Annotated in this window: 21 protein-coding genes and 1 pseudogene; 13 read left to right on the top strand and 9 right to left on the bottom strand. The window is 69.8% G+C overall.

Going from position 1 to position 21905, the window contains the following annotated elements:
- The first annotated feature begins 79 nt into the window (after positions 1–79).
- From E4K62_RS16770 to E4K62_RS16730, 9 genes are all read left to right on the top strand, one after another.
- On the top strand, positions 80–622 hold the full coding sequence (locus tag E4K62_RS16770; protein ID WP_135069652.1) for a UGSC family (seleno)protein: 543 nt from the start codon (positions 80–82) through the stop codon (positions 620–622).
- Positions 623–624: 2 nt separating this feature from the next.
- On the top strand, positions 625–1734 hold the full coding sequence (locus E4K62_RS16765) for a hypothetical protein (RefSeq protein ID WP_135069649.1): 1110 nt from the start codon (positions 625–627) through the stop codon (positions 1732–1734).
- Positions 1731–1982, top strand: a complete 252-nt coding sequence (locus tag E4K62_RS16760; protein ID WP_205805812.1) for a hypothetical protein — start codon at positions 1731–1733, stop codon at positions 1980–1982. The genes E4K62_RS16765 and E4K62_RS16760 overlap by 4 nt, the downstream gene beginning before the upstream one ends.
- Positions 1983–1992: 10 nt before the next feature.
- Positions 1993–3273 carry an aconitase X gene (locus tag E4K62_RS16755; RefSeq protein WP_135069646.1) on the top strand — a complete coding sequence of 427 codons (1281 nt, stop codon included), beginning with the start codon at positions 1993–1995 and terminating at the stop codon, positions 3271–3273.
- Positions 3270–3695, top strand: coding sequence for an aconitase X swivel domain-containing protein (locus E4K62_RS16750; protein ID WP_135069643.1), 426 nt, complete (start codon positions 3270–3272; stop codon positions 3693–3695). Before E4K62_RS16755 ends, E4K62_RS16750 begins: the two co-directional genes overlap by 4 nt.
- A gap of 87 nt (positions 3696–3782) precedes the next feature.
- Complete coding sequence (locus E4K62_RS16745) at positions 3783–4883, top strand: ABC transporter substrate-binding protein (protein WP_135069640.1); 1101 nt, start codon at positions 3783–3785, stop codon at positions 4881–4883.
- A 19-nt stretch (positions 4884–4902) separates the two neighbouring features.
- Entirely contained in the window at positions 4903–5736 is an 834-nt protein-coding gene (locus E4K62_RS16740; protein WP_135069637.1) for an ABC transporter ATP-binding protein, read from the top strand.
- Positions 5737–5739: 3 nt separating this feature from the next.
- Positions 5740–6603, top strand: a complete 864-nt coding sequence (locus E4K62_RS16735; protein WP_135069634.1) for an ABC transporter permease — start codon at positions 5740–5742, stop codon at positions 6601–6603.
- A 59-nt stretch (positions 6604–6662) separates the two neighbouring features.
- Positions 6663–7457, top strand: a complete 795-nt coding sequence (locus tag E4K62_RS16730) for an IclR family transcriptional regulator domain-containing protein (protein ID WP_135069632.1) — start codon at positions 6663–6665, stop codon at positions 7455–7457.
- A 3-nt stretch (positions 7458–7460) separates the two neighbouring features.
- Here the strand turns inward: E4K62_RS16730 and E4K62_RS16725 are convergent, their stop codons facing one another.
- Positions 7461–8828 (bottom strand): FAD-dependent oxidoreductase, encoded by a 1368-nt coding sequence (locus E4K62_RS16725; RefSeq protein WP_135069629.1) that lies wholly within the window; start codon positions 8826–8828, stop codon positions 7461–7463.
- On the bottom strand, positions 8825–10567 hold the full coding sequence (locus E4K62_RS16720) for a dihydroxy-acid dehydratase domain-containing protein (protein ID WP_135069626.1): 1743 nt from the start codon (positions 10565–10567) through the stop codon (positions 8825–8827). Before E4K62_RS16720 ends, E4K62_RS16725 begins: the two co-directional genes overlap by 4 nt.
- Before the next feature lie 104 nt (positions 10568–10671).
- Here E4K62_RS16720 and E4K62_RS16715 point away from each other — a divergent pair, with 104 nt between their 5' ends.
- The 4 genes from E4K62_RS16715 to E4K62_RS16700 all read left to right on the top strand — a co-directional run bounded on the left by E4K62_RS16715 (position 10672) and on the right by E4K62_RS16700 (position 15561).
- Positions 10672–11988, top strand: coding sequence for a Bcr/CflA family efflux MFS transporter (locus E4K62_RS16715; protein WP_167747831.1), 1317 nt, complete (start codon positions 10672–10674; stop codon positions 11986–11988).
- A 65-nt stretch (positions 11989–12053) separates the two neighbouring features.
- The gene (locus tag E4K62_RS16710; protein WP_135069620.1) at positions 12054–13793 is read left to right on the top strand and encodes a circularly permuted type 2 ATP-grasp protein; all 1740 of its coding nucleotides are present in this window, start codon (positions 12054–12056) and stop codon (positions 13791–13793) included.
- Positions 13787–14719: an alpha-E domain-containing protein gene (locus E4K62_RS16705; protein WP_135069617.1), complete on the top strand. Its 933-nt coding sequence runs from the start codon at positions 13787–13789 to the stop codon at positions 14717–14719. The genes E4K62_RS16710 and E4K62_RS16705 overlap by 7 nt, the downstream gene beginning before the upstream one ends.
- Positions 14716–15561, top strand: a complete 846-nt coding sequence (locus E4K62_RS16700; RefSeq protein ID WP_135069614.1) for a transglutaminase family protein — start codon at positions 14716–14718, stop codon at positions 15559–15561. The genes E4K62_RS16705 and E4K62_RS16700 overlap by 4 nt, the downstream gene beginning before the upstream one ends.
- 54 nt (positions 15562–15615) lie before the next feature.
- On the opposite strand, the gene E4K62_RS16695 is transcribed toward E4K62_RS16700, so the two are convergent.
- From E4K62_RS16695 to E4K62_RS16665, 7 genes and pseudogenes are all read right to left on the bottom strand, one after another.
- Positions 15616–16371, bottom strand: a complete 756-nt coding sequence (locus tag E4K62_RS16695) for an SDR family NAD(P)-dependent oxidoreductase (protein ID WP_135069610.1) — start codon at positions 16369–16371, stop codon at positions 15616–15618.
- Positions 16368–17227, bottom strand: a pseudogene (locus E4K62_RS16690) (fumarylacetoacetate hydrolase family protein). The gene E4K62_RS16695 and the pseudogene E4K62_RS16690 overlap by 4 nt, the downstream one beginning before the upstream one ends.
- Positions 17224–17619, bottom strand: a complete 396-nt coding sequence (locus E4K62_RS16685; protein ID WP_135069607.1) for a RidA family protein — start codon at positions 17617–17619, stop codon at positions 17224–17226. The pseudogene E4K62_RS16690 and the gene E4K62_RS16685 overlap by 4 nt, the downstream one beginning before the upstream one ends.
- 32 nt (positions 17620–17651) lie before the next feature.
- Positions 17652–18881, bottom strand: a complete 1230-nt coding sequence (locus tag E4K62_RS16680; protein WP_167747830.1) for a M20 family metallopeptidase — start codon at positions 18879–18881, stop codon at positions 17652–17654.
- Entirely contained in the window at positions 18878–20044 is a 1167-nt protein-coding gene (locus E4K62_RS16675) for an aminotransferase class V-fold PLP-dependent enzyme (protein ID WP_261799207.1), read from the bottom strand. The genes E4K62_RS16680 and E4K62_RS16675 overlap by 4 nt, the downstream gene beginning before the upstream one ends.
- A 29-nt stretch (positions 20045–20073) precedes the next feature.
- Positions 20074–20892 (bottom strand): amidohydrolase family protein, encoded by an 819-nt coding sequence (locus tag E4K62_RS16670; protein WP_135069598.1) that lies wholly within the window; start codon positions 20890–20892, stop codon positions 20074–20076.
- Positions 20889–21893: a Gfo/Idh/MocA family protein gene (locus E4K62_RS16665; protein ID WP_167747828.1), complete on the bottom strand. Its 1005-nt coding sequence runs from the start codon at positions 21891–21893 to the stop codon at positions 20889–20891. Before E4K62_RS16665 ends, E4K62_RS16670 begins: the two co-directional genes overlap by 4 nt.
- Positions 21894–21905 lie beyond the last annotated feature (12 nt).

Genomic DNA, 21905 nt, shown 5'->3' with positions numbered 1-21905 from the left:
AAACTGCCCTGCCGGGGTCGCACCGGTCCGTGGCATTCTGACCGGCGCCTGGACACAGACGTACCGAGGGGACATCGACATGGCATGGCAAGAAGCACTCCTGGACCCCACCGGCATGGCGGAGGGCGCCGCAGACGGCACCCTCGCCCCGCGACCGGTCAGCCTGAAGGGTCTTCGCATCGGGCTGCTGGACAACACCAAGCCGAACTCCACGATGCTGCTCGAGGAGATCGCCGCTCGGCTGCAGCGCGACCACGGGGCCGGCGAGGCGACGCTGTACACGAAGGACTACTTCGGCACCCCCGTCGCCGCCGAACTGCTCGAGCGGATCGCGTCCGAGAACGACCTCGTCGTGACAGCGGTCGGCGACTGCGGATCGTGCTCGGCGGCCACGGTGGCCGACGGGATCCTGTTCGAGCGCGCCGGCGTCCCCGCCGTCGCGATCACGTCCGATTCGTTCCTCATGTCGGGGCGGGCCATGGCGCAGGTGCAGGGGTTCCCCGCGTTCGACTTCACCGCGGTGGGCCACCCGATGGCGAGCCTGTCGGCACAGGAGGTGCGCGAGCGCGCGGAGACGGTGATGCCGGAGGTCCTGCGGATCCTCGGCGTGGAGGAAGGATGACGATGACGACGATCACACAGGCAGAGGCGACGGCCGACTCCGAGCGCGTGCAGGAGCTCGTCGAGTTCTACTACGACAACGAGTGGACCGACGGTCTCCCCGTCGTCCCGGTCACGCAGACGCTGCTCGACACCTTCCTGGCCACGGTGTCCCGCGACCCCGAAGAGGTGCTGTTCGAGATCGGGCACCTCAACCGCCGTCTGACCGTGCGGCTGGCCGCGATCAACGCGGCGATGGCGGGCTGTCGTCCCGAGTACTTCCCCGTCGTGGTGTCCGCGTGGCTGGCCATCGCCGCCGAGCCGCACCCCGCCCGCGGCATCTGGCAGTCCACGACCGGGACCGCACCGCTCCTGGTGGTGAACGGTCCCATCCGCGAGCGGATCGGACTCAACAGCCGCGGGAACGTCTTCGGCTCCGGGTTCCGGGCCAACGCCACCATCGGCCGGGCGATCCGGCTGGGCTGCATCAACGTGTTCGGCCTGCATCCGCACAAGCTCGACCAGGCCACGCAGGGCACGCCGGCGAAGTACTCATCCTGCCTGGCCGAGAACGAGGAGCAGAGCCCGTGGGAGCCGCTGCACGTCGAACACGGCTATGCCGCAGATGACGACGTCGTCACGGCGTTCGTCATCCGCTCGGTCATCCACATCGAGGCCCGGCACACGCAGGAGCCGGAACAGCTCGCGCGGGACTTCGTCGACACCATCGCGCGCACGGGGGCGCTCATCCACGAGTACACCAGCGCGCTGCTGGTCCTCACCCCTGAGCACGCCGACGTCTTCGCGCGCGCAGGGTGGAGCAAACAGGATCTGCGCGACTTCGTCTACGCCCACGCGATGCGGCGGCGAGAGGACCTGACCGCCGTCGGCAAGGACGCGCTCTCGCACAAGACGCGGTGGCGCCTGCCCGGCTCCCACCCCGACTCCATGCCCGACAGTGCCAGCGCGACCGAGACGCCGGACCGCGTCCCCGCGCTGAGCAACCCCACGTCGCTGCAGATCATGGTCGCCGGCGCCGACAACGCCGGAGTCTCGGCGGTCGTGGAGATCTTCACCCTCAACCCCCCGCGGGAGATCCCCCTCTCGCTCAGCAGAATCGGAGGCTCATCATGAGCGGATCGCAGGATGCCACGACGGTGGATGCCGCGCTGGCGCAGTTCACCGAGATGATGGCCGCCGACGGGTACGTCCTGAGCTGGCAGCCGGCCGAGGCCGACCGCATCGTCGTCCGCATCGACGCGACGGAAGGGGCCTGTGCGGATTGCCTGGTCCCGCAGCCGGTGATGGAGGCGATCATGGCGCAGGCGCTGGAGCCGACGCCGTACTCGCTCGACCACGTGGTCCTGCCGTCCGCGCACTGAGGAGCCTCCCGTGCGCTTGAGCGAGCAGGAGAAGCGGATGCGCGACGGTGAGGAGGGCGACGCCGTCGCAGCCGCGATGGACCTCCTCATCCGCTACGGCGACGCGCTCGGCGCCGAGCGGCTGGTCGAGACGCGCAACGTCGCCGGAACCATGACGCAGCCCTCCCCCGCCAAGGCGGCCCTCGTGGCCGAGGGCGGGTGGGAGCGTGCGTTCGCGGTGATCAACCTCGACTCCGATCGCACCCTCGACATCCCTCCGATGCGGGTGCCGACGTGTCAGCTCCAGCACGGGTTCGGCGCGGATGCGCAGGGGCTCACCCCGTACCCGGTGGAGAACATCCGGATGCAGGAGGATGCGGAGTCGTACTTCACTGATCGCGGCGTGACGGTCCTGGCCACCTGCACCCCCTACCAGGTGGGCAACGTGCCGGCGCGCGACGAGCACTGTGCGTGGATGGAGTCCTCGGCGGTGGTCTATGCGAACTCCGTCCTGGGCGCCCGGACCAATTGCGAAGGGGCCGCGTCCACGGGTGCGGCCTCCCTCACGGGCAAGATCCCCTACTGGGGCAACCATGTCCCCGAGAACCGCTACGCGACCCATCACGTCTCGGCCGACATCGATGTCGACGGCTTCCGCGAATGGGGCATGTTCGGCTATTTCGTCGGCGAGGCGGTTCAGGAAGCGCGGCCGGCGGTCACGGGACGACTGCATGCGCCCCGCGATTCCGATCTCAAGCACTTCGGCGCGGCCACCGCGACCTCCGGTGGCGTCGAGATCTACCACCTCCCCGGCGTCACGCCGGAAGCCCCCACGCTCGAGGCGGCGTTCGGGGGACGTCCGTCCCCGGAACCGATCCGCTACGGCGCACGCGAGCGCACAGCGGTGTACGAGACGCTGAACGCGCAGGGCACCAGCACCGACGTCGATTTCGTGCTGCTCGGGTGCCCGCACGCATCCCTGGAGCAGGTTGCCGAGATCGCCGGGATGCTGGAGGGCCGCCGCCTCAGCACCAGCGCGCAGCTATGGGTCATGCTTCCGCGCGCGCTGGCCGCGGAGTCGCTGCGCGCCGGATGGACGCGCAGCATCATGCGCGCAGGCGGCCACGTGCTGACCGACTCCTGCCCCGCCATGTCGCGGGCAGCTCCCCCGGGAACCCGTGTCATGGCGACGGATTCGGCCAAGCAGGCGCACTACCTCCCGGCGATCCTCGGCATCGAGGCGTGGTTCGGCACGACCGCCGAGTGCGTGGAGGCAGCGCTCACGGGCCGGTGGCGCGGAGAGCTGGCGTGATCGAGCTGACCGGGCGGGGGATCGTGGGCGGCGTGGTGCGTGCCGCCGCGCTCGTCACCGCGGAGCCCATCTCGGGCTTCGGGGGGATCGATGTCGCCACCGGCACCGTGATCGAACCGCGACACGAACTGTTCGGCGTCTGCTTCACCGGTCGCATCCTCGTCTTCCCCGGCGCGAAGGGGTCGTCGGGGTGGTCCAGCTTCTTCCAGAGCACGCGCCTGATGGGGACGGCACCGGCGGGGATGGTCTTCGACGTGGTGACGACCAAGGCCGTCCTGGGCGCCATCCTCACGCGCGTACCGACCGTGGTGGGGGCCCAGCCCGTCCCGCACCGCACGATTCGCACCGGCGACACCGTGGAGGTCGACGGCACTGCAGGGCGCATCCGCGTGTGGCCTGCGGCCGACGGTTCCATTGAGTGAAAAAGTGGTTGGCACCCCGCCTCGTCCTTCGCAGACTCGACCTGACGCTCGCAACGGCGTGAGCGGGTCCCGACACAGGAGTCAGACATGATCACAGCAGTCCGCCGAAAGGCCATCCGACGTCACTCTCTGCTTCTCGTCGCCTCCGTGGCCGCCGGCGCGCTCGCCCTCTCGGGCTGCGCGGGCGGCGGCGCGGCACCGGACGCCACCGACGCCGGCGCCGGCGAGGGAGAAGTGGTGGACCTGGGGAGCATGACCGTCGTCACCTTCCTGCCGCTGGAATCCTTCAGCTTCACCCCCGAGATGTTCGCGTACTCGGGCGGGTACTTCGAGAAGCACGGCCTGGACGTGCAGCTGCAGCCGGTGCAGGGCACCTCCGCGGCGATCCAGTCGCTGCTGGGCGGTGCGACCACCCTCACTCGCGCGAGCACCGTCGATGTCTTCCCGCCGATGGAGGATGGTCAGCCCATCCGCGCCGTCGGTACGATGGCGTACAAGTCGAACCTGCGCATGATCTCCGTCGAGGACGATCCCATCGAGTCCCCGGCCGACATGGAGGGCAAGACGATCGGGATGGGCTCGGTGGGAGGCACCAGCGAGAAGCTGCTGGATCTCACCCTGGACGACGCGGGCATCGCCGCGGACTCGGTGACCCGTCAAGCGGTGCCGGTGACGGCGGCGACCCTCGAGGTCGTGCGCCAGGGGCAGCTGGACGGCTACATCGTGAGCCTCGACACGTCGCTCGCGATCGGGCAGCAGAACGACGACGCCGTCGTCGACCACGCGGGCCTGGGCGACGCGCCCGACATCCAGACGTGGATCACCACCGAAGCCAACCTCCAGGACGAGAAGAAGGTCGCCCAGATCGAGGCGTTCCTCGCCGCGATCCAGGAAGCGGTGCAGGACGTCATCGACGACGCGCCGAACGATTTCGCCAATGTCCTGAAGACCCTCCGCGACAGCGGAGACTGGAGCTTCCCCGCCCTGGCGGACGACGAGGTCGCTGCCGACGCGCTGGAGATCTACACGACGCAGACCTGGGTGGACGCGGACGGCGGGGTCTCCCTGCTGGAGAACAACCACGAGGCGTGGACCACGACGTATGACACGTACGTGGCAGCGGGCCTGCTCGAGGGCGGGCAGGACCCCGCGGAGTGGATCATCGACGACCACGTCCCGGCCGAGTGACACGATCCGAGGAGATCACATGAGCAACCAGGCGACCGTCGCGGGTGCGGAGCAGGCCGGCGAGGAGCAGGTTCTCCCGCGGCTCCGCATCCGCGGCGTCGGGCGGGACTTCCACACCAAGGCCGGCGTCACCCACGCCGTGTCCGGCATCGATCTCGACATCGAGCGAGGCGAGTTCGTCGCACTCATCGGCCGATCCGGATGCGGCAAGACCACCCTTCTGCGCATGATCGGGGGACTGCTCTCGCCCACGTCGGGGACCATCGAGGTGGATGGGCGTCATCTCTGGCGCAACGGGCACGTCGAGAGCTCCGCCGTGACCCGGCTGGGCTTCGTCTTCCAGGAGAGCAACCTCTTCCCCTGGTTCACGGTCCTGGACAACATCGCGCTGCCGCTCAAGCTGCGCGGAGTGGACAAGGCCGCACGCCGGCAGCGGGCGACCGAGCTCGCCGCTCTCGTGGGGCTGAGCGGGTTCGAGAAGTCGTACCCCCGGGAACTGTCCGGCGGCATGCGTCAGCGGGCTGCCATCGCACGCGCGCTGAGCACGAAACCGGACCTGCTGCTGATGGACGAACCCTTCGGGGCCCTGGATGCGCTGACGCGCGAGCGCATGAACCTCGAACTGCAGCGCATCGTCCTGGAGACCGGATCGACGGTCGTGTTCGTCACGCACGACATCCCCGAAGCGGTGTTCCTCGCCGATCGGGTCGTGCACATGACGCCGCGTCCCGGCCGCATCCGGCAGATCCTCTCGGTCCCGGATGCCAAGCCGCGCGGCATCGAACTGCAGACCACCCCCGGGTTCAACGACATCGTCCGGAACCTGCGCCACGACCTCGATGAGGAGGACTGACCCATGGCCACAGTGCAGGCGGCCCCGCCGGAAGAACCCACGACGACCACGATCGTCACCGAGCAGCGCCGCCAGTCGGAGGGGCGCATCCTGAAGATCCTGCCGTGGATCGTCACGCCCTCGCTGGTCGTGCTGATCATCGTCGTGTGGCAGGTGCTGGTCACGGCGCTGCAGGTCAACCCGTTCGTCTTCCCGCCGCCTGCGGCCGTGGGCGAGGCGTTCGTGACGCTCGTGCTGGACGGCAGCACGTGGGGCGAGACCTGGATCACCCTGAGTGAGATCCTCCTCGGCTTCGCCATCGCCGTGCTGATGGGCGTCATCGTCGGCGTCGCGTTCGGCAAGCTGCCGTGGCTCGAAGTGAGCATCCGCCCGCTCATCGTCGTCGCACAGGTCGCGCCGAAGGTCGCCTTCATCCCGCTGTTCGTCATCTGGTTCGGCTTCGGCATCACCTCCAAGGTGCTGCTCGCGGCACTGCTGGCGTTCTTCCCGGTCATGCTCAACGTGCTCCTGGGGGTGCGCTCGGTCGAGCGCGGCCAGCGTGAGGTGATGCGGAGTCTGAACGCCTCGCGCGCGCAGATGTTCACCCAGCTGGAGATGCGGAGCCTGCAGCCGTACCTGTTCGCCGGCATGGAGGTCGGGATCGTCCTGGCCACCACTGGAGCGATCGTCGGGGAGTACCTCGGCGGCAGCGTGGGGCTCGGTGCGATGGTGGTGCGCGCGATGAACTCGCTGGATGCCGCGCGCACGTTCGCCCTCATCCTGCTGCTCTCCCTGATCGGGCTCGCGCTGTACCTCATCGTCAATGAGGCCAAGCGGTTCTTCATCCCGTGGCACGAGTCGGTGTACGGGCTGCGCGAGGGGATGTAGGCCGGCCCTCCCCGTAGGCTGGTGCCGCTCTCTCGCAGAGCGCGCACAGAAGGGGCGGCATGTCGGAGGAGCGGTCGCGCGACAGGATCCAGAGCATCGAGCGGGCCGTCGAGGTGCTCCGGGCCTTCAACCGCCAGGAGGGGTCGCTGAGCGTTGCGGAGATCTCGGCGCGGGTGGGGCTCGCCCGCCCGGTGGTCCGTCGCATCCTGTTGACCTTCGCCCACCTCGGCTACGTCGAGTCCACGAACGGGGCCTGGAGCCTGACGCCCCGGATCCTCGAGCTCGGCTCGGGGTACTTCACCGCCTCTTCGCTGCCGGAGATCTCCTACACCTACATGGCGGAGGTCGTCGAGCGCACCGGCGAGACGTGCAGCATCGGCGTGCTGGACGGCCTCGAGGTCATCCATGTCGCCCGCGTCGAGGACCGCCGCCCCCTGCCGGACTCGGTGCGGGTGGGCAACCGCCTGCCGGCCCACGCCACGGCGATCGGCAAGGTGCTGCTGGCGCAGCTGAGCGAGCCGGAGCTGACCGGGCTGCTCGCCTCCACGACCCTCGAGGCCTACACGCCGCACACCGTCTCGGACCCGGCCGCGTTGCGGGAGCGGTTGGCACGGGTGCGGGAACGCGGGTTCGACGTGTCGCTGGAGGAGTTGAACCCCGGCCAGGTCGCCGTCGCCGTGCCGATCGTCGCGGGCGGACAGGCCGTGGGCGCCATCGCGGCCTCCTCGACCACGGTGCGCGAGACGGAGCAGAGCCTCACCGAGACGGTCATGCCGGTGCTGCGCACCGCGGCCGACGAGATCGCGCGGGCCTACCGCAACGCCAACCCGCAGGTGTTCCGCGCCGACCGGTGAGCGTCACGCCACCGGCGCGGCCACATCATCCGGCAGGCGCGTCCCGAGGAACGCGCCGTCGGCCTCCAGGCGCTCCTGCAGCCGCGCCACATCCACGCCGGACCCGGTGCCGTCCCCGGCCAGCGCGAGGTCGGCGGCGGTGCCGGCCGCCTGCCCCATGACGAAGCACGGCCCGGTGACGCGTCCCGAGGACTGGCCGCGCTGAGTCATCGACGCGCACCGGCCGGCGACGAGGAGGTTCCCGACGACCTGCGGCACCAGCATCCGATAGGGCAGCTGGTTGTACCCGCGGGAATCCGCCGGAGGGAAGCGGAATTCGACGTCACCGGGCACGTGCGCCTCGACCGGCCACCCGTTGACCCCGATCGTGTCGTCGAAGTCGGCGCAGCCGAGCACGTCCTGCTCGGTGAGCTGGTATTCCCCCACGATGCGGCGCGTCTCGCGGATGCCGATCTGCGGGGCGATGTCGACCACGTACGCGTCCTCGAACCCGGGGGTGTTCTCCCGGATGAACGCGAAGGTGTCCTTGACCTGCCGGCGGCCCTGGATCTCGCCACGCGTGAGCTGACGGACATCCGTGCCGTCGATGGCCGAGCCGTCCTCGTTGCTGAGCTGGGTGAGGTTCGAGCGCCACTCGAGGGGATTGCGCTGCGGGCGGACGATCGGCTTCTTCCGGGGGAAGTGGTGGGTTCCGGCAGCCTCGGCCTCCTCCATCCGCCGCCGGATCGTCTTCCACGCCTCGCCGGCGCGCTGGGGGTCGACGCCGTTGATGCGGAACATCAAGGACGGGTAGAGCAGGTGCTCGGCCCGCTCATAGGGCGCACCCGCCCACGCGGCGATGTCGGCATCGCCGGACCCGTCGATGAAGAACCTCCCCCGTACGGCTGCCCGACCTGACTTCGATTCGATCACGACCGCGTCGATCGTGTCGTCGCCTGACATCACGACATCGACCGCGACGGCGTGGAAGAGCACTTCCGCCCCGCCGGCCAGGAGCAGTTCGTCGGCGGCGATCTTGTACGCCGAGATGTCGAAGGCGACGGCCTGGATGCGGTCGTCGACGGACAGGTGCGGTTCGTTCAGGCCGTCGAGGGCGTCCAGCCGGTCGTACAGTTCGTCGGCGAACCCGTGCACCACCAGGCGGTCCTGCCCGTACACGCGGGCGTGCAGGCCGCAGAAGGTGCTGAGCCCGCCCATCGTCCCGGCTCCGCCGAGGAAGCCGTATCGCTCGATGAGCAGCGTCGAACGCCCCGCGCGCGAGGCTGCGGTGGCCGCGAGGAGGCCGGCGGGTCCACCGCCGACGACGACGACGTCGTACTCCCCGATCACGGGGACGCGGGCGGCGGGCAGGGCGATGGTCGGATCGGTCATGCGTGCTCCGTGTGCTCGGGGATGGATGCGGCGAACTCCGCCGCAGGCTGGCAGGGGCCGTTCGGGCGGGCGCACAGCACCGCGCCGCAGCCGAGGGGCTGCACGAGCTGCTCGTACTGGTCGAGCATCCCGCCGCCGCTGTCGCGGTCGGGGAGGGGGACGTAGGACGGTCGCGCAGCCAGTTCGGCGGGGTCCACCAGCAGATCGATGCGGCCATCGGCCAGGTCGATGTCGATGACGTCGTCGTCCTGCACGAGTCCCAGCGGGGCGCCGGGGGTGGCCGCCTCGGGGGAGACCTCCCCGACGGTCATGCCCTGGTTCACGAGGCCGCTGAACTGTCCGTCGGTCACCAGCGCGACCGAGTGGGCGAGCCCGCGTGCGTGCAGGGCGAAGATGAACGCGCTCGTCAGTCCCATCCCCGGTGCGCCGCTGACGCCGATGCCGCGGATCACCGCGACGTCGCCCGGACGCAGTCGCCCGTCCGAGATGCCGGCGATGGCGTCCTCGCGGCTCGTGAAGATCCGTGCCGGGCCGGTGAACCGCCGCGGTCCCGGGTCGGGGACGGGGCGTTTGGCCACTGCTCCGCTCGGGGCGAGCGAACCGCGCAGTACCGCGATGGCCGGATCCGTGCCGAAGGGGTCCTCGATCGTGCGGATGATCTCGCCGTCGCCGGGGCGGGCCTCCTGGAGACACCGTTCCAGGGTCCTGCCCTCCACGGTGAGCGCCGAGCCGTCCAGCAGCGGCAGCAGCTCGCGCAGCAGAGTGGCGCCGCCCCCGGCGTCTTCGAACTGCTCCGTGAGCCAGGGGCCGTTCGGGCGCACCGACGCCAGGAGCGGAGTGCTGCGCCCCAGGGTGCGGAACTCCTCCCACACATCGATGTCCAAGCCGGTCTCCACGGCGATGGCCTGCAGGTGCTTGATGGTGTTGATGGATCCGCCCACGGCGAGCATCGCCCGCACGGCGTTGCGCACCGACGCGTCGGTGATGATCTCGCGGGGGCGCAGGTCGTGTTCGATCGCGTCGACGAGAACCTCGGCACTGCGTCGCACGGAGTGCCACATGCGCTCGCTGTTGGCGCGCACGGGAGCGGCCCCCGTCACGGCCATCCCCAGCGCCTCCGCGACGACGTGCATGGAGTTGGCGGTGGCCATCCCCGCGCATACGCCCGGACCCAGGATGGCGTCGTCCGCGAGCTCCTCCAGATCGTCCGTGGGCTCGCCGGTGACCGCCGCCATCGCCGCGAGGAGGAACACCTCCTCCACGTCCGCTTCGCGTCCCTCCGCCAGTCCGCTGTGCTGATACCCGCAGGGCACGACGACCGTGGGGATGTTCAGCCGTCCGGCCGCCATGAGGTGCGCGGGCGTGGTCTTGTCGCAGGATGAGAGGCAGATCATCGCGTCGAGCTTGGCGCCCTCCACCGCCGCCTCGATGTCGTCGACGATGAGGTCGCGGCTGGGCAGGATGTAGCGCCCCGCCCGCCCGGCACTCGTGACGAAGTCGCTCGGGGCGGTGGTCCGGATCTCGAACGGCAGGACCCCGAGTTCGCGCAGGTGACCTTTGAGCGCGTCGGCGATCTCATCCAGGTGGGCGTAGCAGGCGGCCAGTTCGGACGAGGTGTTCACGATCGCGACCTTGGGCTTGGTCAGGTCGGCCGCAGCGATCCCGAGCGAGCGCCACTGCGCGCGCCGCGCGATGCCGAGGGCGGAAGTGGGGGGCAGATTGCTGCGCAGGGTGGGCATCGTCGTCCTTGTCTCGCGTCGTGATCCCCGGAGGGCGTACGCATTGCGTTCAACATGTCGCAATGCGTACGCTGAGCATACGACGCCAGGGGAAGCGGGTAAAGGTGAGCGCAGCGCGGCGGGCGGCTCCGACGACGCACTCGCAGCCCGTGCTGGGAGCAGGGCTCCTCACCGTGCTCGGCCTGCTCATGACGGTCAATCCGATCGCGTCCAACATCTACCTGCCGGGCCTGGGGCAGATGGCGGCCGACCTGGGCGTGACGGTGGCCGGCGCCCAGTTCGCTCTCACCGGCTTCCTGCTCGGAGTGGCGGTAGGGCAGCTGGTCGTCGGTGCGATGACCGACAGCCTCGGTCGCCGTCGCGTGCTGCTGCTGGGCCTCGGGCTGCTCACCGCGGCCAGCGCGCTCGTCCTGCTCGCTCCCACCCTCGGGGTCCTCATCCTCGGTCGCGTGCTGCAGGGATTCGGCTCGTCCGCTGCGGTGGTCGTCACCCGTGCCGTGGTGTCGGACACCGCGCGCGGTGCCCAGGCCGCGCGTGCGTACAGCGTGCTCATGGGCATGCTGGCCGCCGGCCCGCTCTTCGGTCCGCTGCTCGGGACGCTCCTCCTCCCGCTCGGGGGGTGGCGCGCCACCTTCGCCGCGCTGCTGGTGATGAGCGTGCTGTACCTCGTGGTTGCGGCCCTCTCCGTCCCCGAGACCCTCGCCGTCGCCGACCGGACGCCGGTTCGGATCGGGCGGCTGATGAGCAACTACCACCGCCTCGCCGGTGACGGGGGCTACGTCGGCAACGCGCTGGCCATGGCCTTCGGATTCGCCGCGCTGGTCACCCACGTCAGTGCGTCCTCGTTCGTCGCGCAGGACGTCCTGCGCACCGACGAGTGGGGCTTCACCTTCCTCTACATGGCCTACGCGCTGGCGGTGATGGCAGGCAGCGCCGTGAACGCCCCGCTGTCGGGGCGCTTCGGTGCCCGCCGGATGCTCCTGATCAGCCAGGGCATCGCCATCGCCGCGACGGCGGCGATGGCGGTCTTCGCCCTCACCGGCACGTTCACCGTCGTCACCTTCCTCGTCACGGTCATCCCCGCGTGCGCGGCCGGGTCGGCGCTCCTGGCCAATGCGACGACGCTGACGCTGGCCCGCGCCGCCTTCGCCGCGGGCTCCGGCGCGGCGCTGATGGGCTTCACGCAGTTCACCCTGGGTTCGGTCATCTCGCCGCTGAGCGGTGTGCTCGGGCCCACCACCGCCGCCCCGATGGCGCTGACGATGCTGGCGGCGTTCGTGCTCAGCGCGGCGGCAGGGGTCTTCGGCCGCCGCGCGGAGCGGCGCGTCGTCCTCGCGGCGCATCCCCGAGATCAGGAGGATCGCCCGATTCAGGATGTTTCGGCATCCGTTCGTCCTGATCCGGGCGATCTTCCTGATTAGGGCGGCGGGTGCAATCCCCGTGCGCCGAAATGTGGCGGCAACACGGCCGCCACTAGGCTCGGGACATGGGTGACCTGTTCGACGGATACGGCTCCACGCTGGCGCCGCGCAAGACCTCGACCGGTGTCCCGGCGTACGACGAGATGTTCGGCGACCCGCCGCATCCCGGTGAGCATGCCGAATCGCGCATGGCCTACCGGGAGCTGTACCAGGCGCTGGCGCAGATGACCCAGGACGAGCTCCGCGGACGCACCGAGTCGCTCGCCAGCTCGTACCTCGCGCAGGGCGTGACGTTCGACTTCGCCGGCGAGGAGCGCCCGTTCCCCCTGGATGCGGTGCCCCGCATCATCGACTACGACGAGTGGTCGCGCGTGGAATCCGGGGTCAAGCAGCGCGTGCGCGCTCTTGAGGCGTTCCTGGACGACGCGTACGGCAGCCAGCACTGCGTGCGCGACGGTGTGCTCCCCGCCCAGCTGATCGCCTCCTCGCAGTACTTCTACCGTCAGGCCGCCGGGATCCACAGCGCCAACGGCGTCCGCATCCAGGTCGCCGGGATCGACCTCATCCGCGACGAGCACGGCGAGATGCGCGTGCTCGAGGACAACGTGCGCGTCCCCAGCGGCGTGAGCTACGTCATCTCCAACCGGCGCGTGATGGCGCAGACGCTGCCCGAGCTGTTCCTCTCGATGCGCGTACGCCCCGTGGGCGATTACCCGAACAAGCTCCTCGCGGCGCTGCGGGCCTCGGCCCCAGGCGGGATCGAAGACCCCAACGTCGTCGTGCTGACGCCGGGCGTGTACAACTCCGCGTACTTCGAGCACACGCTGCTGGCCCGCCTCATGGGCGTCGAGCTCGTCGAGGGGCGGGACCTCCTCTGCGTGGGCGGCAAGGTGTTCATGCGCACCACGCGCGGTCCGCAGCGCGTCGACGTGATCTACCGGCGCGTGGACGACGACTTCCTCGACCCGCTGCAGTTCCGCGCCGACTCGATGCTGGGGGCACCGGGCATCATGCTCGCCGCGCGCTTGGGGAACGTCACGATCGCCAACGCGGTGGGCAACGGTGTCGCCGACGACAAGCTGCTGTACACATACGTGCCCGACCTCATCCGCTACTACCTCGCCGAAGAGCCGATCCTGCGCAACGTCGACACATGGCGGCTGGAAGACCCGGGTGCGCTCGAGGAAGTGCTCGACCGTCTCGACGAACTCGTCGTCAAGCCCGTCGACGGATCCGGCGGCAAGGGCCTCGTCGTGGGGCCGGACGCGTCGCCGTCCGAGCTGGAGGCCCTCCGTCGACGGCTCCTTGCCGATCCCCGCGGCTGGATCGCCCAGCCCGTGGTCATGCTCTCCACGATCCCCACCCTCGTCGAAGACGGCATGCGGCCGCGCCACGCCGACCTCCGCCCCTTCGCCGTCAACGACGGGGACGACGTCTGGGTGCTCCCGGGCGGACTGACGCGTGTGGCGCTGCCCGAGGGGCAGCTCGTGGTCAACTCCAGCCAGGGCGGCGGCTCCAAGGACACGTGGATCGTCGGCGGCTCGGCGCCCGCCCACGTCGAGTACGGGCAGGGCAACGGCCTGGCCGGTCTCGTCGCCGATCAGGCCGCCACCATCACCGCGGCGATCCCGATCATCTACGACGGTCAGCCCGAGGTCACCCACTCCCCGCAGGATCCCACGGCCGGCGGCACGGAGCAGCAGCAACAGCAGCAGCAGGCCGAGCCCGCCGAGCACGAGCACGGCCCGCAGCAGGAGCAGCAGCAGCAGGCCCGTGACCTCACGCGGGGGGTGGACGGATGCTGAGCCGCATCGCCGAATCGCTGTTCTGGATCGGGCGCTACATCGAGCGCAGCGACGGGACCGCCCGCATCCTCGACGTGCACCTGCAGCTGCTGCTGGAGGATCCGTGGATCGATGAGGACACCGCGTGCCGGTCGCTTCTGAGCGTCATGGGGTCCTCCCCGCTCGAGGGCGTCGACAAGGTGCGCCGCGACGACGTGCTGCAGCGCCTCGCCGTGGACCGTATGAACCCCGCGAGCATCGCGTACTCCCTCACCGCCTCCCGCGAGAACGCGCGCCGCGCCCGGGAGATCGTCTCCAGCGAGCTGTGGGAGACCCTCAACACCACGAACTCGCGGATGCCGCGGCGACTGCAGACCGACAAGGTGCACGAGTTCTTCGCCTGGGTGCGTGAGCGCGCGGCTCTCGCGGTGGGGATCGTGGACTCCTCCACGAGTCGCGACGAGGCGTGGCAGTTCTTCACGCTGGGGCGCAGCATCGAACGCGCCGACATGACCGCGCGCCTGCTCGCCACCCGGTCGCTGACGGAGGTGTCGGGGCCGTCGTGGACGACGATCCTGCGCTCGTGCGGCGCGTACGAGGCCTACCTGCGCACCTACCGCGGCATGCCCAGCGCCCGCAACGCCGCCGAGTTCCTCCTGCTGGACCGCCTGTTCCCGCGATCGATCATCTACTCGATCCAACGCGCGGAGGAGTGCATGAGCGCGATCGACCCCCGGGCCGACCGGGTCGGCCATTCCAACACGGTCCTGCGCGCGCTCGGGCAGATCCGCAACGACCTGGAGTACCGGCCCATCAGCGACATCCTCGGCGAACTGCCGCTGCACATGCAGCGCGTGCAGAAGGTCACCCGCGAAGCATCCGAGGCCATCCGCTCGCGGTTCTTCCCGACGCAGGCCGAGCCGAGCTGGATCGGGGAGACCTCGTGAAACGCCTCCGCATCGAGCACTCGACCGGCTTCGCCTACCAGGGCGACGTCTCTGCGTCGTACAACGAAGCGCGGATGCTGCCGACCTCCACCGACAGCCAGTTCGTGCTGAGCTCGGGCCTGGAGGTGGAGCCCTCCACGACGGTGAACTCCTACCTCGACTACTTCGGCACCCGCGTGAGCGCCTTCGACGTGCTCTCACCGCATTCGGTTCTGACGATCACGGCACGCTCGCTCGTCGAGGTGCGCCCCCGTCCGCTGCAGCACGTCGACATCACGTGGGACGCGCTCGCCGCGGAGGCGGCCCGCTCGATCGGCACGGTGGAGCAGCTCGTGCAGACCGCCCGGACCCGGCCGCATCCGGAGGTCGCCGAGATCGCCCGCTCGATCGCCGCGCAGCACGATCACCCCGGGACGGCCGCGCATGCGATCGCCGAGGCGATCGGCGACGCCGTGGAGTACATGCACGGCGTCACGGGCGTGCACTCCACCGCGTCGGAGGCGTGGGAGGCGCGCAAGGGCGTGTGCCAGGACCTCGCGCACATCACCCTCGGGGCGCTGCGGGAGGTGGGCATCCCGGCCCGCTACGTCTCGGGCTACCTGCATCCGCGTCCCAGCGCCGAAGTGGGCGTCGCGGTGACGGGGGAGTCGCACGCGTGGGTGGAGTGGTTCGCCGGCGACTGGCAGGGGTTCGACCCCACCAACAACATCGAGATCGGCGACCGGCACGTGCTCGTCGGGCGCGGCCGCGACTACAACGACGTGCCGCCGCTGCGCGGCGTGTACGCCGGGCCGTTCAAGTCGCAGCTGCGCGTGAAGGTCACGATCACACGCGAGGCCTAGCCACCGCATCCGCGCGGGGACGCGCGACGGAGGCGTCGAGGTGAGCTCACCTGCTCAATGCGGCCGCAACCGCAGGCCGGCGGCGCCCCCATCGACTTCGATGATCGATCCGGTCGTCGATCCCGCAGACGGACCCACCAGGTAGGCAACCGCTGCGGCCACCTCCTCGGGTGATACCAGTCGCCCGTGCGGCTGGCGCGCCTCGAGAGCCGCACGTTCGGTCGCGGGATCGGCACTTGAATGCAGGAGGCGTTCAACCCACGGAGTATCTGCTGTGCCTGGACTTACGGCATTGACTCGGATCCCCTCGCGCAGGTGGTCTGCGGCCATCGCCCGGGTGAGGGCAAGCACGGCGCCCTTGGATGCGGAGTAGAGTGCCCGCTCACGCAATCCTGCCGTCGCGGCGATCGAGGCGATGTTGCAGACCGCGGCGGCGCCCGAGGCTCGCAGCCACGGCAGGGCGGCGGCGGTAGCGCGGGCGATGCCAGTCACGTTGATGGAGAGGACGCGAGCCCACTCGTCGTCATCGTTCGCGGCGACGTCGCCCACTGCACCCACCCCTGCGTTGTTCACGAGGATGTCGATCCCGGCGAGTCGATCCGCGGCGGCGGCCATTGCGGCCTCGGCGCTCTTTCGGTCGGAGACATCGGCCGCGAAGCTGGCGAATCGGGGGTCGGCGTAGGCGGGGGAGACATCCAGCACGGCGACGGCGGCTCCTGCGCGATCCAGCCGGTCGGCGATGGCCGCTCCGATTCCCGAGGCTCCCCCGGTGACGACGACGGCCAGGCCGGCCAGCTCCCCAGCGGTCATCGGTCGACCTCCGCGGCCCGCATGGTCTGCCGCTGGCGCCCGAGGGCTTCAATCTCGAGCTCCACCACGTCGCCCGCCGCCAGATAGGGGAAGCGGCCGGACAGGGCCACGCCCTCCGGGGTTCCGGTCAGGATCAGGTGCCCAGGGTCCAGGGTCATGTACTGCGACAGGTGCCAGATGAGGTGCTCGACGGAAAGACCATGTCGGTGGTCCTCGAGTCCTGACGACTCTCACCGTTCACAAAGCTCCGCAGCCGGAGGTCGCCGTGCGCGACCTCGTCCGGCGTGACCAACCATGGGCCCGTCGGGTTGAACCCGGGCGCGCACTTGCCCTTGGACCATTGGCCGCCAGAATGCTCGAGCTGAAACGATCGCTCGGACACATCGTTCACTGCGACGAAACCTGCGATGCAGGATCCCGCGTCCTCTACGGAGCGCAGGTACGCGGCGGGCCGGCCGATGACCACCCCCAGTTCGACCTCCCAGTCCGTCTTGACGCTGCCCGGCGGGATGGTGACGTCGTCATTCGGGCCGACGACGGTGTTGGGGGCCTTCAAGAACATGATGGGGGCCTCGGGCGGTGTCGATCCCGACTCGGCGGCGTGGGCGGCGTAGTTCATCCCGATGCAGACCACGGCGCCGGGGCGGGCTATCGGGGAGCCCAGCCGCAGACTCGCCGGGTCGTCGAGTTGGGGCAGGACCCCGGCGAGGAGCGCCGTCCGTGCACGCCCGCCCGGTTCATCCGAGAGGAAGGCCCCGTCGATATCTGCGGTGAGTGGGCGCAGGTCGAAGTACCGATCACCGTCGACGACGACGGGGATCTCCGTCCCCTGCGGTCCCACGCGCGCGAACCTCACGATGCTCCTTCCCCCGCGGCGTGTGGAATGCGAGCGATCGCCTCGATCTCGACCCGGAAGCCACCCGCCAGTGCAATGCCGAAAGTGCTCCGGGCGGGCCGGTGGTCACCGAAGAACAAGGCGTACTCCTCGTTGAAGACGCCGAAGTCCCGGATGTCCGTGAGGAGGCACATGGTGCGGATGACGTCGGTGAGTTCCGCACCCGATGCGCTCAGCACCTCGCGGAGGTTCGTGAGGCACTGCCGGACCTCCTCCCGAAAGTCGGCGGGTGTCAGCCCCGTCCCGGGATCGACCCCGACCTGCCCCGAGGTGAACACGCGGTCGCCGTCACGGACGGCCTGCGAGTAGTGCCCCCCGGGGGATGGGGCGGATGCGGTGTGGATGAGCTGCATGAGGTGATCTCCTATCGGTGGTCGGTCGCGGCTCACGAGCAGAAATCCGCGGCGATGCGGGCATACATGCGCGCGGCGTCTCGCACGCTTTGCACGCTCACGTACTCGTTGGGTCCGTGGGCGCCTGTGAGCACGCCCGGACCGAACGAGGGAAGCGTCGGGATCCCCAGACCGGAGTACCACGGCGCGTCGGTGCCGCCGGGGAACACTCCGAGCGGAGGTGCCGCACCGAGCACGTCCGCCGCGGCCGCCTGCGTCGCGGCGACCAGAGGATGTGCGGCGTCGAGTTCGCTCCACGGCACCCAGTCCAGGCCCGGCTCGAAGCTGTACTCGACATCGAGGTCCGGATCGGCCGCGCGACAGGCGGCGAGCCATCGCTCGATCGCCCGCGCCACATCGTCGCGCGTCTGGCCGGGCACGGTCCGCAGATCGCAGGCGAACTCCGCCTGTCCGGGTACCACCCCGAAGAACGTGCCGCCACTGATCATCACCCCGGGGTTCAGGGTGGGGCCGACATCGCCGAGCGGATGCGGGGTGAACGGCACGTCGAGCTCCCGTGCGATTCGAAGAAGAAGCTCGGCAGCCTTGAGCGACGCATTCACCGAGGGCATCCGGTCGGACAGGCTCGAATGCATCTGGGTTCCCTTGACGGAAACGCGGAACCCGCACACCCCCCGCGACACCAGATGTATGGCCTGCCAGTCGTGATCCCATCCGCTCGGTTCTCCGATGAGGATCGCGTCGACGTCGCGAAGCAAGGGAGCGACGAACTTCGCTCCCAGCTGAGCGCCGGCCTCCTCATCGGCGATGGCGCCGATGAGGAGGTCGCCGCGCAGCGGCACGCCGCACTCCTTGAGCGCACGGGCAGCGAAGATCATCGCCGCGAGCGCAGCCTTCATGTCGACGGCGCCGAGGCCGTAGATCCGCCCATCCCGAACGGTGGGAGTGAGGGGATCCGAGACCCACTGCTCGCGAGCCTCCCCGACCGGTTTGGTGTCGGTATGACCGTTCAGCATCAGGTTGCGACCACCGCCCGAGCCGCGCATTCGTACGATCAGGCTGGGGCGCTGCTCCGTCGGTCCGATCACCGTCTGCTCGCCGAGCCCGAACCGCTCCGTCACCTCCAGCAGGCGCGCGACGATCGCGCGCTCGTCGGCGTGAGGCGGGATCTGACTGTCGACCGAGATCAGATCGTCGACGAGCTGGAAGAGCTCGGCGTCAGACTGCAGGAGAAAGTCGTCGATGCGGGTGTGATGGGTCATCGCGCTACCGCCCCGACAGGCAGTTCCTTCAGGACCCCCGCCACCGCTTCGGCCAGACGCTCCACATCCCGTCGGTTGTTGGCCACGTGGAATGAGGCGCGCACTCGGCCGTCGCCGCCCCATACGAGCGCCCCGCGCTCGACGAGTCGCCGTGCGAACTGCTCAGCGTGCGGATGGAGGAAAGCCACGTTGCCCGCGCGGCGCGCTGGGTCGCGTGGGGTGATGATCTCCACGCCGAGCTGGTCGAGTGATTCGATCGCCGCGCCGCTGAGAGCGAGCGCGTGCGCCTCGACCCGATCGATTCCCAACTCGAGGATCGTGTCGACTCCGGCTCCGAGCCCGGCGATGTCGGCGAGGGCCGGCGCGCCCATCTGAAAACGCGTCGCGTCGCCATTCCACTTCAGATCGTCGAACCGCTCGTCGGAGAAGATGTTGCTGACCGATCGCCATCCGACCGCCCCGGGCTCGAAGCCGGGCAGCCTCTCCTGGTTCCACACCACGACTCCGACGCCGTAGGGGCCGAGGGCCCATTTGTAGGACGCGCTCACCGTGATGGCCGCGTATTCCAGGTCTGTGGACACCACGCCCATCGAGTGGGAAACGTCGACGAGAAGCGGCACGCCCACCCGGTCGGCGATCCGCCCCAACTCACCGAGATCGTGGCGCAGCCCCGAGACGTAGCCGACATGGCTCACCGCGATCGCAACGGTCCGATCGTCGCAGGCCGCCTCCATCTTCGAAGGAGGGATGTCCCAGTCCGCATCCCGCCGCACGACGCGAACGTCCAGCCCGAAGCGACGCAGCCGAAGGAACGCTGCGAAGACAGCGGGGTGCTCGTATTCGTTGATGACGATGTTGTCACCCGGTCGCCAGTTCCACCCGTTGGCGATGGCGCTCCACGCCGTCGAGGCATCGCCAAGGAGACCAACTTCGCCCGCACTGCGCCCGGTGAGCCTGGCGATGCTCGCGCGGGCGCGTGCCTCGGCGTCGAACATGACCTCCCTGCCTCTCTCCCCGAGGCTCTTGGCTCGGTACGAGCGGACGACGGCCTCCTCGACGCGCCGAAGTGCCGGGGAATGCGCCCCCCAGTACAGGTACGCCTCCGTGCCGAGGTCGACGAAATCGCTCGGGTCGAGGAGGGCGGAATCGCCCGTGGATGTCATGTGAACTCCGTTCGTGGTCATGAGGGTGGTCATCGGGCCACGTGCCCGCGGGGTTCGGATGATCGTTGCGTGAGCAGGAGATGCAGGTTCGCGGTGGTGACGAGTTCCAAGCCGTCGCTCGTCAGGGCGGTCGCCAGCCACCCGGGCACGTCGAAGAGCTCGGTCGTTCCGACGACCTCGAGTCCCGGCGAATAATCCGAGCCCCAGACCAGCCGCGATGCGCCGAACAACGACAGCGCGATTTCGAGCGCCGACGCTGCCCCGATGTGGGGAGGGTGAGGGTCGATGGCGTAAAGTCCCGACAGCTTCATGAGCACACCCGGATGATGCGCCAGGGCCTCGATGGCCTTTGCCCAGTCCTCGAGGCCGCCCCACTCGGGGTGCGCCGGTAGCCCGAGGTGGCTGAGGAGGACCGTCGCGTTCGGGACGCAGGCGAGCACGGAGGCGAGCGAACGAAGCGCGGAGGGGGTCGCGTTGACGCTGAGCAGGGCACGGCGCTCGTCCAGCGCCTGCAAGACCGCCGGCCTCAGGGCCGAGATGTCCTGCCCGGAGAGGTAGAGCGAGAAACCCGCGGCTCCGCGACGCCACGCGTCCTCGACGTCCATGGTCGTGGCTCGAGGGTGGAGGTAGACCAGCGGCACCACCCAGGCGCGGTCGCGGGCGAGGCGCAGGATGTAGGAGTTATTGCCGGAGAAGCGCGTTTCGCCCTCGTACCCCACCACCAGGGCGCGGTCGAGGCCGTGCAGGTCCCGCAGGCGCTCGTACTCCGCGAGTTCGGCCCCTACCCGTGCAGATCCGCGATAGCCGGTCTCGAAGAGGTGGATGTGCGCGTCGTGCCGCGGCCTCATCGATCACTCACCTCGGTAGCGGCTTCGATGATGCGCTCCGCGAGATCGATGCCGTGCAGGGCGTCGGAGAGGGTGACTTCGGTCGGTGCGCGATCGAACCGCACCGCGTCCACGAAGGCGCGTATCTCTTCCGCCAGCGCGCCGTGGGCGGCGTCAGGGGTCAGCGCGTCGTCAACTGACGCATCATCGTCTCCGAGGGTCTGGACACGCGGAGCGAGCTCGAGTGCCAGCAGGCCCTCCTCTCCGACGATCTCCAAGGCGTCGGGGAGAGCCCCGGACTTGAGAGACCATGAGACGTCGAAGGAGATGAGAACTCCGCCCTCCGTCTCCACCTCGGCGCGCACGGCAAGAGGCTGTGCCCGCCCGGCCAGGGGGATCTGCCGCGCCCTGACCGACCGGAAGGGCCCCGAGCCCAGCCACAGGGCGAGGTCGATGTCGTGGATCATCGTCATCAGCACCGGATGTGTGATGGGGAACAGCGCATCGTGATCCGCGGTTCGATGCCGCCGGAACGAGATGGCCCGGGGCCGCCCCACGGCACCGGACTTCAATCGGTGGCGCAGTTCGACATACGGGGCGGCGAAGCGCAGGACATGCGCAGGCATGACGAACCCGGGTGCCGCGGCAGCGGCGGCCTCCAGCTGCCGCCCCTCGGCAACGGTCAGAACGACGGGTTTTTCGACCAGCACGCTGGCTCCCGCGTGGAGCGCCGTCATTGCCGTTGGCAGGTGGAGCGCGTTCGCGTTCACGACCGAGACCGCGTGAGCGTCAGTGCGCGCCAGGAGCTCGTCGAGAGTGGTCGCCGCATGTGGAGCGCCGACGACGGCGGCGAGGGATGACGCGGCGTCGGCGTCGGCGGAGGCGACTCCGACCACCACGCAGTCGGGGTTGGCGGCGAACGCCTGGGCGTGCCGTTGCGCGAAGGGCCCCGTGCCCACGATCACCACCCGCACGGGGCCCTGGAGTGCGTGTCGTTGTCGCCGTGCGATGTCGAGGTCCAAGACCGCCTCCCT

Origin of the sequence: Microbacterium wangchenii (assembly GCF_004564355.1) — a bacterium.
Taxonomy (GTDB): Bacteria; Actinomycetota; Actinomycetes; order Actinomycetales; family Microbacteriaceae; genus Microbacterium; species Microbacterium wangchenii.
Note: the sequence above shows the minus strand (reverse complement) of the source record. Positions and strands in the feature narration are given on the sequence as shown.

Coding starts and splice junctions, on each gene's coding strand:
- E4K62_RS16695 (WP_135069610.1), bottom strand. CDS start 16,371: ATGACCGCTGGGGAGCTGGCCGGCCTGGCCGTCGTCGTCACCGGGGGA.
- E4K62_RS16710 (WP_135069620.1), top strand. CDS start 12,054: ATGGGTGACCTGTTCGACGGATACGGCTCCACGCTGGCGCCGCGCAAG.
- E4K62_RS16725 (WP_135069629.1), bottom strand. CDS start 8,828: ATGACCGATCCGACCATCGCCCTGCCCGCCGCCCGCGTCCCCGTGATC.
- E4K62_RS16705 (WP_135069617.1), top strand. CDS start 13,787: ATGCTGAGCCGCATCGCCGAATCGCTGTTCTGGATCGGGCGCTACATC.
- E4K62_RS16765 (WP_135069649.1), top strand. CDS start 625: ATGACGACGATCACACAGGCAGAGGCGACGGCCGACTCCGAGCGCGTG.
- E4K62_RS16675 (WP_261799207.1), bottom strand. CDS start 20,044: ATGACATCCACGGGCGATTCCGCCCTCCTCGACCCGAGCGATTTCGTC.
- E4K62_RS16740 (WP_135069637.1), top strand. CDS start 4,903: ATGAGCAACCAGGCGACCGTCGCGGGTGCGGAGCAGGCCGGCGAGGAG.
- E4K62_RS16735 (WP_135069634.1), top strand. CDS start 5,740: ATGGCCACAGTGCAGGCGGCCCCGCCGGAAGAACCCACGACGACCACG.
- E4K62_RS16685 (WP_135069607.1), bottom strand. CDS start 17,619: ATGCAGCTCATCCACACCGCATCCGCCCCATCCCCCGGGGGGCACTAC.
- E4K62_RS16680 (WP_167747830.1), bottom strand. CDS start 18,881: ATGACCCATCACACCCGCATCGACGACTTTCTCCTGCAGTCTGACGCC.
- E4K62_RS16730 (WP_135069632.1), top strand. CDS start 6,663: ATGTCGGAGGAGCGGTCGCGCGACAGGATCCAGAGCATCGAGCGGGCC.
- E4K62_RS16720 (WP_135069626.1), bottom strand. CDS start 10,567: ATGCCCACCCTGCGCAGCAATCTGCCCCCCACTTCCGCCCTCGGCATC.
- E4K62_RS16760 (WP_205805812.1), top strand. CDS start 1,731: ATGAGCGGATCGCAGGATGCCACGACGGTGGATGCCGCGCTGGCGCAG.
- E4K62_RS16770 (WP_135069652.1), top strand. CDS start 80: ATGGCATGGCAAGAAGCACTCCTGGACCCCACCGGCATGGCGGAGGGC.
- E4K62_RS16670 (WP_135069598.1), bottom strand. CDS start 20,892: ATGAGGCCGCGGCACGACGCGCACATCCACCTCTTCGAGACCGGCTAT.
- E4K62_RS16745 (WP_135069640.1), top strand. CDS start 3,783: ATGATCACAGCAGTCCGCCGAAAGGCCATCCGACGTCACTCTCTGCTT.